At 66.7% G+C, this 13353-nt stretch carries 8 protein-coding genes; 3 read left to right on the forward strand and 5 right to left on the reverse strand.

Annotated features, from left to right (window positions below; all coding sequences use genetic code 11):
* Positions 1 to 279: 279 nt before the first annotated feature.
* Together SJY20_RS01725 and SJY20_RS01730 are read left to right on the forward strand one after the other, a co-directional pair.
* Positions 280 to 3477: a TonB-dependent receptor gene (locus SJY20_RS01725; protein WP_380784884.1), complete on the forward strand. Its 3198-nt coding sequence runs from the start codon at positions 280 to 282 to the stop codon at positions 3475 to 3477.
* Entirely contained in the window at positions 3477 to 4523 is a 1047-nt protein-coding gene (locus SJY20_RS01730; protein WP_380784885.1) for an alginate lyase family protein, read from the forward strand. Before SJY20_RS01725 ends, SJY20_RS01730 begins: the two co-directional genes overlap by 1 nt.
* On the opposite strand, the gene SJY20_RS01735 is transcribed toward SJY20_RS01730, so the two are convergent.
* A complete protein-coding gene (locus SJY20_RS01735; protein ID WP_380784886.1) occupies positions 4520 to 4903 on the reverse strand; it encodes a hypothetical protein in 384 nt (127 codons plus the stop codon). The genes SJY20_RS01730 and SJY20_RS01735 overlap by 4 nt on opposite strands.
* 341 nt (positions 4904 to 5244) lie before the next feature.
* On the opposite strand from SJY20_RS01735, the gene SJY20_RS01740 reads away from it, so the two are divergent.
* Positions 5245 to 6123, forward strand: a complete 879-nt coding sequence (locus tag SJY20_RS01740; RefSeq protein ID WP_380788514.1) for a transglutaminase family protein — start codon at positions 5245 to 5247, stop codon at positions 6121 to 6123.
* Positions 6124 to 6192: 69 nt separating this feature from the next.
* Here SJY20_RS01740 and SJY20_RS01745 read toward each other — a convergent pair whose 3' ends face one another.
* The 4 genes from SJY20_RS01745 to SJY20_RS01760 all read right to left on the reverse strand — a co-directional run bounded on the left by SJY20_RS01745 (position 6193) and on the right by SJY20_RS01760 (position 13353).
* The gene (locus SJY20_RS01745; protein WP_380784887.1) at positions 6193 to 6420 is read right to left on the reverse strand and encodes a hypothetical protein; all 228 of its coding nucleotides are present in this window, start codon (positions 6418 to 6420) and stop codon (positions 6193 to 6195) included.
* A 331-nt stretch (positions 6421 to 6751) separates the two neighbouring features.
* Positions 6752 to 9901 (reverse strand): UvrD-helicase domain-containing protein, encoded by a 3150-nt coding sequence (locus SJY20_RS01750; protein ID WP_380784889.1) that lies wholly within the window; start codon positions 9899 to 9901, stop codon positions 6752 to 6754.
* A gap of 11 nt (positions 9902 to 9912) precedes the next feature.
* Positions 9913 to 12579, reverse strand: a complete 2667-nt coding sequence (locus tag SJY20_RS01755) for a PD-(D/E)XK nuclease family protein (protein ID WP_380784890.1) — start codon at positions 12577 to 12579, stop codon at positions 9913 to 9915.
* Between the two features lie 90 nt (positions 12580 to 12669).
* The gene (locus SJY20_RS01760; protein WP_380784891.1) at positions 12670 to 13353 is read right to left on the reverse strand and encodes a hypothetical protein; all 684 of its coding nucleotides are present in this window, start codon (positions 13351 to 13353) and stop codon (positions 12670 to 12672) included.

The following is a 13353-nucleotide window of genomic DNA, read 5'->3' on the forward strand; positions in this document are numbered from 1 at the left end:
GTTCCCGCTGTGGCCGGGCGAGCAATTCGGCATCTAAAACCTCATCGGAATCGAGTTGCCGCTCAGAGGTCGATCGCCGCTCGCACATTCGTTCGAATGCTTCCGAGCATCGGATGGACCCCCGCCTGAGAAGCGCAGAGGTCGATCCAATACATATGCGACCGTGCGTCGAGAGTTGTATGATAACTATTGACATACGGAATATGAAGGCCTGAACTGTACTGACACCGGGATCAACCCGGGCGTGGGCCAGGACCCGTGATATCAGAGGGAAGAGGTATGTCGAAGGGTCTCCTTTGCGCGGGTGCCGCGCTGTCCGTACTCGCGACCATCAATCCAGCCATGGCGCAGAAGTCCCCGCAGCCGGTGCCGCCCGGCACGGCGCCTTCCTCCGGAGCCAGCCCGGCCACGACCGGTACGCCGTCGCAAGCCCAGAGCGGGGAGAACACGGCTCCTCCGCTTGACGCGCAGGCATCGGGAGGCGTCGACCAGGCGACCGGGGACGCCACGTCAGCGCGTACCGACGACGTCGTCGTGACCGGTTTCCGTCAGTCCTACGCGGACGCGCTCGCTACCAAGCGCAACTCCGCCCAGATCACGGACTCCATCTCTTCCGACGGCCTGGGCCGCTTCCCGGATCTGAACGTCGGCGAGGCGATACAGCGCCTGCCGGGGGTTCAGATCAACCGCGAGGCGGATGCACGCAACGCGACCATCTCGCTTCGCGGTCTGCCGGGAACGTTCGCCCGCACGACGCTTAACGGCGTCGGCTTCGCGGATCCGATCCTGAACGGGTCCACACCGCTCGGCGCCTTCAACTCGGACATCTTCACCTCGATCACGATCATCAAGTCGCCGGACGCTTCGAACATCGCCGGCGGACTGTCGGGGAACATAGATCTGCGCGTGGCGCCGGCCCTCGGCCGGAAGCGTGGCGGCTTCATGAAGGCGTCGTACGAGTACAACGACCTCGGGAAGCTCGGCAGCCCGGGCCTGTCGGCCGGCTACAACTTCGTCGGCAACCGGTTCGCGGCGTTCGGCGTCGTCGCCTACAAGAACGAGAAGTTCAGGCGCGACTCGATCTCCGTCAACTCCTGGAGCAATCGCATCGGTGCGGTGCAGGTCGGCAACCAGGCGGCCGCCGGTGCCAATCCGATCTACGACGCCTTGGCTGCGCAGTATCCCGGCGGCGTCTACTACCCCAGCCAGATGCGACAGTTCGTACGCTTCAACGAGGGCAACCTCCTGACGGGAGCCAGCGGATTCGAATGGGAGGCGGTGGACAACGTGAAGCTGGGCGTCACCGGATTCTACACCCGGCGCAACCTGGACCAGGCGACCAACCAGCTGCTCTACGTCGATGCTTCGGCCGGCAACAACACCAACACGGGATTGAACGCCACCTCGGCGGTCGCGCACCTCACCAGCCTCGGCACGCCGTACGTCGTGAACACTGCCAACGGTCCGCGCGCGTACATCAACAAGTTCTCGGCCGAGAACCTCCAGACCTACGATTCGATACGATCGGAACCGGGCATCCAGCAGACCTGGGCGATCAACCCGACGGTCGAGTACAAGACCGACGACTGGCGCTTCAGCGCGCAGGGCACCGTGTCGCGCGCACTCGTGGAAGCGAACCAGATCGAGTTCGACGTCATCCAGAACCCTTACCGCAACCTCGGACCCGCCGGTCTGAACGGCCTCACCGCGAGCGTGTTCACCGGCGGGAAAGATCTGTCCGACTTCGACATCGACCTCAACACGCCGAACGCCTCCCACATTCCGAACGGCGGGTACACGATACCGTCCGCCGCAAACCAGGCCACTCAGGCGGGCGCGCCGATGCCCGGACAGGCGGCGACCGTCGCCGGCGATCGGTTCGGGGTGACCGGCACCAACGGCCGATCCGAGAACCATCTGACTGCGGCCCAGATGGATCTGGAGAGAACCATTCAGGGCGGCTTCCTGTCCAGCTTGCAGGTCGGCGGCCGCTACGAGTGGAACAGGTTCATCTCCACGGGCTCCCGCAACACGTCGCTCGGAGCCCAGACGCAGAACATCACACCTTCGTTGTCGCAGGCGAACCCGTATCTCGGAGACTTCTTCGGCGGTACGGCGGGCGGCTACACCCAGGCTTGGCGAACGGTGGACATCAACGGCGTCCTGTCGGCGATCACGCCGGTCAACACCGGTCCTCGTACGACCGCCAACCCGACCGGGCTGCCCGGACAGTTCATCATCGCTCCTGGATCGGGCGTCTTTCTCACGCCATACGGACTGGTCAACAACTACTGGGACGCCAACTACTTCAACAACAATTTCGTCAACGAGACGGACGTAGGCTCGATCTACGGAATGGCGAAGTTCGACGGCGAGGCGATCGGCATGCGGATTCGCGGAAATGCCGGGCTACGCTACGAGCGTACACGCCAGACGATCGATGCGCTGAACTGTTCGAACTGTTCGAGTGCCCTTGCGACGGTAACGGGGCCGCTCAACCACCGCATGACGCAGCGGACGTACAAGAACAGCTACGACTATCTCCTGCCTTCGGCGATGATCGCAGCGGACATCAGCAAGAAGCTGCTGCTTCGGCTCGCATACTACAAGACCTACGTCAGGCCCCAGCCGCGGGACAACGTGCCGACGACCTACGTCCAGTTGCCGGAGGCCATCACACCTCCGGTCGATCCGGTATATACGGTGCAGGTGGGCGCCAGCGATCTCAAGCCCTATACCGCCAACTCGTACGACGTGTCGCTCGAATGGTACAATCGACCGGGAGGAATCTTCGCGGTGGCCGCCTACCAGAAGGACATCCAAGGCTACATCGGTCCGATCACCGATCCGAACGTGCTCTGTCCGTCGAACGGCCAGATCGCCGGCACCGACTATGGTCTGGGCAGCCTCAGCGTCGTCGGACCGAACTGCGTCAGCTCGAACGTCTTCGTCGGTGCGGCGGGAACGCCGGTGAACGCGATCGTTCGGGTCAGCGGCATCACCAACCAGCAGCCTATCCGGGTTCGCGGCGTGGAGATCGCCACGCAGCAGAACTTCGACTTCCTGCCGGGCGTGCTGCGCTTCCTCGGAGGCGCTGCGAACTACACGTTCACCGAGATCAGCGGCAAGGATCCTTCGGGCAACCCGATCACTCTGCCGAGCGTGTCCAAGCACAACGTCAACGTGATCGGGTACTTCGAGACCAAGCGCTTCGGGCTGCGTCTGACGTACAACTGGCGGGGGCACTACGATCTGGCGGCGGGCAACAGCTTCGTCGGCGACGCGCGGACGGTCAATTCCCGGAGCCAGCTCGACGCCTCGGCGTCGGTGAACGTCACCGAACGCATCTCGCTGTCGGTGGACGCCTTCAACGTGACGGACGCCACCCGCTCCGAATACGAAGCGGACCCCATGCTGCCCCGGCGCATCGACTACGACGGGCGGACCTTCCAAGCGACGCTGCGGGCCCGGTTCTGATGCCCAGAGCCCTGCTTGGTTTCGTGATGATGCTGACGCTCGCAGGGGCGTCCCCTGCACCGCAGCCCTTCGCACTGCTCGGGCCCGCCGGCCAGCATACGCTTCCGCCCGATGCCGTGGCGGGGATCGTCGCGGAAGCGGACGCGGCGACCGCGCGCCAGCCGCGCGCCCGGGCGGATCTGCACACGGAGGGAACGCTGCCGAACCAGGGCATTCGCGAGGAAAGCCTCTACGCGAAGGAGGATCAGCCCGCGATCCTGGCGATGGGTCTCGCCTGGCGGACGACCGGAAAGCCGAAATATCTCGAAGGTGCGGACCGATACCTTCTCGCGTGGGCGACGACCTACCGTCCTTCGTTCAATCCGATCGACGAGACGGGGTTCGATCAGCTGATCCTGGCGAGCGACCTCACCGGTCCCGACCTTCCCCAATCCACGCGAGCCAGGCTCGGGACGTTCTGGCGCAGCTTGGCAACAGGGTATCTGGACGCGATGGATGGGCAGCCGAAGAACAGCCGGACCAATTGGCAGAGCCACCGGGTCAAGCTCGCGACGATGGCGGCGTTCGCCAGCGGCGACCCGACGCTGATCAGGCGCGCTCGCGTGGCGTACCGACGGCAAGTGTCCGCCAACATCCGAGCAGACGGCTCCGTGTTCGACTTCTACGAGCGCGACGCATTGCACTACGTCACCTACGACCTCGACCCTTTGCTTATGGCGGCGCTCAGCGCGAAGGCTCACGGCGAGGACTGGTACGACTGGAAGGCGCGGTCGGGCGCGAGTCTCGCTGCTGCAGTCGCCTGGCTCAGACCCTACGCGCTCGGTGCCAAGACGCATGTCGAGTTCGTCCGATCTAGGATCCAGTTCGACCGCGATCGGGCGGCGGCAGGCCAGAAGGAATATGCGCCACACGTCTGGAGCCGTGGCGCGGCTGTCGGGACCATGGCGCTCTCCGCCGCGTGCGATCTGCGCGAGGTCTCCACGGCGGCGCAAGTCGCGAGGGAGACCGGTCGCAGCCCACCGGCTTGGCTTGCTCTCGTCCGCTAGGTCGGCTGTCGCGCCGCGCCGGTCATCCGCGCTACGAGAAGTCGATCGTGTCTTGGCCCGCCAGGAACCGCGTCGCGGTCGTCGGCGAAAAACGCGAAAGAGCACGAGCCGAAGGCCGAAAAGCCTTTGTCGTCGCTGAGAAAGCCGGCGGGACAGGTCTTCTGGGCGATGATGAAGTTCGCGCCTTCAGCGAGCGCCAGTCGGTCGTCTGAGTCCGTAGCGAAGGGATGAAGACCACCGCCGGTCGCGCGGATCGATGCTGCCCATCCAGTCGTCGTGAAGTTCCCCGTCCGAATAATTCGAGCGCTTGGCGACTTTTCATCGAAGCGCGATCGTGAAAACACCGGACCCACGACGTGATAGAGCAGGCTGCCGAACAAGTGGGCACACCGTGAGATCCAAGCGATAATGCTGAGCAACGAGGCCGACTCCGCACTGTCCCTCGTTAAGCCACGACTTGAGCAAACACGGATCGCAAGCAAGGTGATCCAGGCCAAAGGCGAGTGGGACGCGTGCACAGTCGCTTCCGGTCAGATTGTACGCGTCCGTTCCGCGCCGTCGGACATTCGCTCATGTCGGCGGCATGTCCATCACGTATTCCGGATGGTCACCCGCCAGCATTTCGAAAGACAAGGCAACCACTCAGGATCCAGCGAGTTTGTCAGATGGCATCATCGGCGACCGGATCGGATCGTTGCGGGTGCTCTATGGACGAGGCGCCATGCTGATCCGAGCCGGTTATACGTTGGCCTTCGAATGCGATGCAGCAACGCCTCTGATTGCGATGCTCAACGTCCACCCGTCACGGCTCGCCGACTTGCGTACGCCCGTCGAGATGTCCACTGGCGCAGCAACCGATCGGGAAGACTATCGCGACGCGTTCGGAAACACGTGCACCCGCCTGATGCTGCCCCCGGGTACGACAACGATTTCATCCGATTTCGTGATCGAGGACGGCGGCGAGCCCGACCCGGTGCCGCACTCCGAACAGCAACTGGTCGAGCGCCTTCCCGCAGAGGTGCTGACCTATCTACTTGGAAGTCGCTACTGCGACACCGATCGCCTGTCATCCGAAGCGTGGCATCTGTTCGGGCACATCGCTCCGGGAGCGGCTCGCGTCCGTGCGATCGTCGACTTCGTCCACGAGCGTCTGACGTACGGCTATTGCCACGCTCGCGCGACACGGACGGCTTACGAGGCTTACCAGGAGCGTGTCGGCGTCTGTCGCGACTTCGCTCATCTCGCTGTCGCCCTTTGCCGCTGCATGAACATCCCGGCGCGGTACTGCAGCGGATATCTGGGTGACATCGGCGTGCCGCCGGTCGACGTCGCGATGGACTTCCACGCCTGGTTCGAGGTGTACCTCGATGGTGATTGGTATGCCCATGATGCGCGCCACCGCATCCCACGCATCGGCCGCATCCTGATGGCGGCTGGTCGCGACGCGGCCGATACCGCGCTCACCACCGCGTTCGGGGCGGCGCGCCTTTCACGCTTCGAAGTCCATGCCGGCGAGATGTCCGATTGCGCGTCACGAACTGTCGCGCGTCACGCCCCGCTCGCGCTGCACGACGGCATCCTGGAACTCGTCGCCGCCTAGCAAAAGCTGCACCTCTTCTCGTGGTCACAACCTTCCCGTCGGTCGAACGTCCGATCCGACGGAGGTCGTTCACGCAGTCCGCCCCACGGGAGGTCGTGGAAACTGCACGGACGCGCTTTGAAACGCGCGGAACGTGAACCGCGATTGCGGGCCATCGTCGCCCGCGTGAAGAGTCTTGACGATCGAGGTACGTTCGGCGCTGCCGGCAGCGGGCGTATGGACGGCCTGCGAGGCAGCCGGTGCCGTCGAGGCCAGGGCAAGCAGCGTCGTGATGCCCAGCAGATGGTGGCGTGTCATAACCAGCGATCCTGCGATGAGTCTTCCCCTGGCGCCCGCTGGCCGCCGCCGTCGATATTAAGAATTCCGCTGTTCATCTGGGTCTTGATAAGACCCGGTATGATGGCGTCGGCTACGTCGCTCGGTTGGCTGCGGGACATTTCGAACGGCTATCGGTGCTCGAGCCCGGCAGGTGCCTCTCACCCAATGGCCAAACCGAGCCATCCGAGATCGGATCGGGAGTACGCCGGCGCTAATCGACGTGCCAACTCGACGTACCGGAGAACGGCAAGTAACGACCCGCTTCTTGGGACAAACGAGAGCGGCACGCCCGTGACATCCCGCCTGCGTCTCATCCGAATTCGATTTGTGTCATCATCGCCGCGATCGGCTGATGGACCCAGTATTCGAACCGTGTCCTCCCCGTGACGCGTTGAAGGGCGCGGGCGTAGACCGAAACCTGCCCCGCAAAAGTACGTAGGCGTCCGTCGTCGATCGTCACCGAGCCCGGAAAGCTCTTGTGGTCGATGATCGCGTAGCCGTCGCCGAGATCGACGAGCAGATCGAGCCGTCCCGACAGCACCTGCAACCCGTCCTCGGCATGGATGGGCCACTCTCGAAGCACAGTCGCACCGGGGAAGCGCGCGCAGACGAACGCATGCAGTCGATCAGCGATGGCGACGAGGTCGCCCGGCGCCAGCTGTGGCACTCCCCATCGGTCGAGCATCGTCGTCGCGCCAGCCATGCGCTCATCGACGCTCGCACCGGCGTCGTCCGCCGCCAGGAAGCGGTGGATCGCCTCGCCGACCAACTGCAGGTCGGGGTTGCCCACGAGCGGTATTCGCGGGCCAAGGGCATCAGTCGCCGCGACCACCACGTCGGCGTTCTGCAGCACCGCGTCGCTCGGTCGCAGGCGCAGCGGCGGATGCGTCATGCGGTCCGCCGATGGCCGGCCATACTCAATGGCTGCGGCGCCTTCGACGTCGGTCGGCTCGCTCGATTCCGGGCAGGGTCGCGCACCGAACGGCACGCCGGCAACGGTGACGGCCGCAGACGCGTTCGCAACGAGCGGTAGACCAGCATCGTCCTGAAGCTCGTCGAGCCAAGGCAGCGCTCCCCCCGTCGTGGCAAGAGCGAGATGATCGCGCGCGCGCGTCATCCCGACGTAGAGCAGCCGGGTCCGCTCGAGCCGTTCGGCGGCGATGGCCTCGACCCCTTGCGCACTGGCCGGCGCGGTCACGTCCAGACCGACGTCCTTCTGCTGCTCGCCGTAGGGCCAAGGCCAGTAGCGGAGTACGCGCCCCGCTAGCGGAAAGCTCCAATCGGGTTCGGCCTCGTCTTCCGCGATCAGGCCGAACGGCGAGCCGCGCGCGGGCGCGTCGAGTTCCGTCAGAACGACGATCGGCCATTCGAGCCCCTTGGCGCCGTGATAGGTCATGACGTTCACGGAGTCCGGATGCCTGCTCTCTGGCTGGCGCGCATCGTCCCGGCCCGCGATCCATGCGCAGGCGCCGGCAAGAGTCGCGGCCTGACGCTCGACGCGCTGTTCCTCCTGATAGCTCTCGACCAGCCCTCGCAACGCCTCGAGGTTCTGCAGGCGCTGCTCGGCTTCGCCCCAGCGCAGGATCGTGTCGAGAACCGCATCGGCGTGCAGAAGAGCGTCGAAGACTTCGGCGGGAGTCAGCTGGGGAGCACGCGCGCGGATCGCGGCCAGCCCCTCGGCGAACGGCAGATGAGCGACCAGGCCGGCTCGGGCGTCCGTGTCGAACGCCGCGGAGAACCAGCCGTCGTCGTCCGACGCCAGGCGCGCCAGCTCCGCGAGCGCCAGAGTGTCGCTGGCGTCCGCGATCCAGCGGAACGCAGCGAGCGTGAACTCGATCTCCGGCTGGTCGAGCAGGCCCGCGCGCTCGACGGCGACCCGTATTCCGTAGGCGGACAGCGCGGCGGCCAGATCCCCGACCTGCGCGTTCCCGCGGCACAGCACCGCGATGTCCCCGCCCCGCGCGTCGAGCGTCGCGCCGCCACGGTCGCTGACCGGCCATGCGGACCGGTTTCCCAGCAGCCCCGCGATCCTGCCCGCGAGCATCGCGGTGCGCTCGTCCTTCCGCTTCCCCGTCATCGGCCAGAAGGATAGCGCGGCGGGAGCCGCGGCGTCCTCGTTCCGCGCGCAGTCCTCGAAGCAGATCTCCTCCTCGGTCATGCCGACACGGAGCATGTTCGGCGCGATCGCCGCATTGACGAAGTCGGCCAGCTGCGGCCGCGTCCTGTACGACCGCCGCAGATACGAGACTTGGCCCCCCGACTTCCGCGTGATCGCGGCGGCGGCCGCAGTGGTCAACGCGGGATCGGCGTCGCGGAACCCGTAGATGGACTGCTTTGGATCGCCCACCCAGAGATTGCGGCCGGAAATGCGCGAGAGCGCCGCGAAGATGGCGATCTGGATGGGACTGGAATCCTGGAACTCGTCGACGAACACCGCGCCGATCAGTTCGCGGAGGCGGGGGCCGTTGGCTGGGTCCGAGACGATCTCGAGCGCGAGCATCTCCTGATCCACGAAGTCGAGCAGACCGCGAGCACGCTTGTGCTCGGCGTAGGCGTCCATGCAGCGGGCGGCACAGTCGAACACCAGTTCGATGTGGCGCCGAACGTCGGCCTTGAGCTCAGGATGGCGCGGATGGGCGGCTGCCGCCGCTACGACGCCAGCGAAGAGCGCCGCGTCCGCCTTCGTGGCTCCGATCTTCGTGAGACGGGCCCAATCGGACCACGGCAGGCGGTCGCCCGACGCAAGGGTCCGAAGCGCCTTCTCCACGACGGGTACGTCCTTCGTGAGGGTGGTGGACTTCAAACCGGCGCGGGTGCGGTCCACCTCGGACCGGCACACCTCGAGGGCGGCACGCAGTGCGGCGTCGAGGCCTTCGGCGGTTTCGCCCTGAGCCGCATCCGGCAGCAGCGCCACGAGACCTTGCGCGGAACGATCGGCGCAATGTGCGAGCCGGTCGGCCGAGATTCCGTTCGACCGCGCGAGATCGACCGCGCGCCTGACTTCGTCATGCCATCCTTTGACCGTGCGGCCATGCACGACGTAGCTGCGTGCAGGCAGTCCGAAACGCTCGGCGATCGACGAGATGTTCGGGCCGCTCTCCTCTATGACGGCACCGACAGCCCTGGAGAATACGGCGGCCTGGCGATCCTCCGCAATGACCTCTGCCACCGGCGAGCGGCCGAGCTCGAAGGCGAACTCGGCGATCAGCGATCCGCACACCGAGTTGACCGTGCCGATGCGGGCAGACAGCATCGCGGCCGCCAGGTCGGCGCGGCCGTCCTCGATCAGCTTCGCCCTGATGCGGCCGGCGAGTTCGGCCGCGGCCTTCTTGGTGAAGGTGGTGGCCATCACGCGATGCGGCGCGATCCCGCCCACGACCTCCGCGACGATCTCCTCCACGAGCCGGTAGGTCTTGCCGGTGCCGGCGCTCGCGATGATCGTATCGACCGTGTTCTGCATGGAGTCCTCCGTCATGCGAGCCCCCTGACGCGGCAGAGGGTCGCGTAGTCGCACCACTCGCAGTGCACGTCGCGCGCGATGCCGAGCTCCGCCGGAATGCGATCCTCGACCCCTTCGACGCCGGTGGCCAGGATCGTCCCGCCCGCAGCGCCCGTCCGCCATGTCCGCCACCCTTCGACGATGGCGGCCCAGGTCTCGGGGAACGTGCGCGCACCTTCGATCTGGCGCCCGACGAGGCCGTTGCCGGCGAGCGTCAGAAACTGACGCTGGTTCAGCAGGAAGTATCCGGCCCGATAGGGTCGGTCGCCCGATACCATCGCCCCGTAGGTCGCCAGCTGGACGGCACGGCCACTGGACACCTCGTCCACCCGTGAGCGCTCGCTGCGCGACCACTTGAGGTCGATGATCACGGCTTCTCCAGCGCGGTCGCGGGCTACGAGATCTACCGCGCCGCGCATCGCAAGGAGGTTTTCGAACGTGCCGCTCACCTGCTGCTCCGTCGCCTCGACGGTGAGGCCGTTCTCGGTGAGGCAGCGGGCAAGCGCCGACATGGCAGCCGGGAGACGCCGGCGCGCGAAGTTCAGCTCTTCCGCGAACTCCGGATGGCGGAGCGGCGCCGCAAGCTGGTCGATGCTCCCTTCAAGGAGCTCGGCGGCATGCCGCTCGGCATCCGCCGGTCCGGGCGGAGCGCCGGGCGCGAACACCTCGCGCGCGATCGCGTGGGCAAGGTTGCCCAGGAGCTGGTTGGCGTCCGGGATCGAGCGGACGCGGCCGGGACGGAGCCTCGCCACGTGGCGCAGCGCCCACATGAGCTGACAGGAGAACAGGTTCTCCAACGACGTGGCGGACTCGGCTACGTCGCTCACGCGCGCAACAAAGCCGGCCGGGGCGGTCCAGGCGAATTGGGCGGCGGGCAGGGCCCGAGGCTCGACCGCGCGACGGCCGATGATGGCGCCGGCCAGAGCGATCTCGGGCTCGCGCAGGGCGGTCTCGATGCTGACGCGGGTCGCGACGCGATCCAAGGCAGGTTTGAGCCGATGCGCCAACGGATGGATGCCGTCCTCGTCCTCACAGCCCTGACCTCCGGACACGAACACGATCCGGTCGCGGGCATTCAGGACCGCACGTTCCCATGCGACACTCGCGGCGCGCGCGGCCATGGTGACGTCATCGGCCGGGCAGCCGGCCGTCTTCAGCTCGTGCTTCTCCGCCTCCGTCCACGGCGAGCGGGCGGCGCCTTCCCGCGTGGTGACGAAGTTCCACCAGACGACGACGTCCCTCGGCGCCCATACGGCGCCGGGGTGAGGGACGCTGCGCCAGCGCGCGGCCTCGGCCTGGGATCCCGGGTTCGGGTGGCCGAAGTCGAGGGCTTGGTCGATCACCCGCTCGATCAGCAGACGCGGAAGGCTCTGGCGACCCAGCGATGCGAGCGCAGCACGCACTTCGCCGGCCAATAGCGACGTGGAGGCGTAGAGGGGATCGTTGGTCGCCGCGTAGCGGCGGACCGCCCAGGCGGTCACGCGGTCGCAGATGCCGAGTGCCTGGGCGAGCGGCATTCCGGTGCCCACGTCCGCCATCTTGGGCTCGGACCACGAGCGCCACCGCTCGAGCCTCGCGGCCGCCTTGGCGAGTTCGGCGGCATCGCCCTCGCAGCGCCGACGCTCCGCTTCGGCGACGATCTCCCACGCATCGGTCCATTCGGCCCCACCACGACCGGGAGCCTGTTCGAGCGCCGAGGCGAACCGCCCGGCTGCCCGCGGGGGTATCGGGGAGCTCGGAAAGATCAGGAGCTCCATCAAAGCCTGCGGGTCGAACGGCGCCCACGATCCCTTGAACGCCAGAAGCAGGAGCTGGAGCGATCCACGGTGGATCGAGGGACGGCTCCGGCCTGCACGAGGCTGGCCGGAACGGGTCAGTCCGTGATCGAGCAGATCGGTGTCGCCGTCCTGCGCGACCAGCGCGACGTCGCCGACGTCCGTCCCGGCGAACCACTGGCCGAGGATCTCGGCCGCCAGTGGTTCGCTGGCCGAAGTGGCGATGGTCACCGTTCCGTCGGCGCCGGGCGTGGGTATCGTTCCGTCGGACATCCAGCGCTGCAGCCGACCGAGCGACGTGTCCGGTGCCGCTGCGGGAACGGTCGGCACATCCTCCACCGCACATCCCAGACTGCGCAGCCGTTCCACGATGCGACGGAGCGGCGACGGGAGAAGGTCGATGCCGTCGATCAGGCGGACGCGCGCGACCGGCGGCACGACGACGGAGTTAAGCGCGACGAGCACGGCGGCGATGCGGTCCGGCAAGCCGGCTGGAAGGGCGGTCGCCGCGGTGGACGCGGTCGAAAGATCGGCCAGCCGCCTGCCGGACCACGCCATATCGGCCTGCCAGCCGAGCCCGACGAGCTCGTCCCGCCAGTCGAGCAGCGACCTGGCAGTCGCCCAAGGATCCATCGCCAGGGAACGCGACCAGAAGTAGTCGCCGTCGAGCGCTTCGAGCGTCGACTGGAAGGAGGCGATGCGGACGACCTGCGCGCTGCGCGGACCCCCGAGTCCCAAGGCGGTCTCCAGGATGTCGATCAACCCCGCGGGGCCGACCACGGGCTGCCCGAGCGCACCGGTCGGCCCGCCACCGTGATCGGGGCTGGCACCGCCGTCAGCCCAAAGTCCGAACGCCACGTCCATATTGGATCCTCTCTTCGTCGACCATGTCACGACCCGCGCCGCATGTATGCACCCGCGCGTCCCCGCCGCTCCTTCTCGGAATCGTCGAACCTAGTCCCCGGGTTCGGCGCGACCGGCCGGCCGCCAGTAGCGGAGCGGTCGCAGCCCTCTGGAAGCGAGGCCGGCGGCCTTCGCCTTCTCCTCGTCGGCCCTCATGGAGTTGAGTATCATCACTTCGAGCGCAGTGGCGCCGCAGAGCTGCGCCAGCACGAACCAGTCCTGGAACGCATTCGCCTGCCATCTCACCCAGTCCCAGACACGGCGCGCTCCGACAACCGTCTCCAGCGTCAGCACCATGAACGAGACGCCATCACGAACCGCCACTATGCGCGGCTGCCCCTCCAGTACGAGAGACAGGTGGACCGTCACCGCCGCACGCGTCTTCTCCCGACGTTCGTCGTCGGCACGCCGTTCGGCTTCCTCCTCGGCGATCAGCCTTTCGGCTCCGATGACTTCGGCTTCGATGACGCCCGTCAGAAAGTCTCCGCCCAGGATCTTCGCCATGCGCACCCAGGAACCCCAGCGGTCGGGGCGACGCATCATCACCTGGACGATCATCCGCGCCGCGTCGACGTTGCCGAAGCGGGCACTCCAGACGTCGGTCGCCATGCCGCCGTCCTCGCCGTGCCGAGGAATGCCGACGATGGCGACTTCCGCACCGCCGTCGCGTTCACGCAGTTCCACACCGTAGATCGGGTGCTCGCCTCCTCCGTCGTCGTCGATGGCTTTGGACAT

Source organism: Sphingomonas sp. R86521, assembly GCF_042466235.1.
GTDB lineage: Bacteria > Pseudomonadota > Alphaproteobacteria > Sphingomonadales > Sphingomonadaceae > Sphingomonas.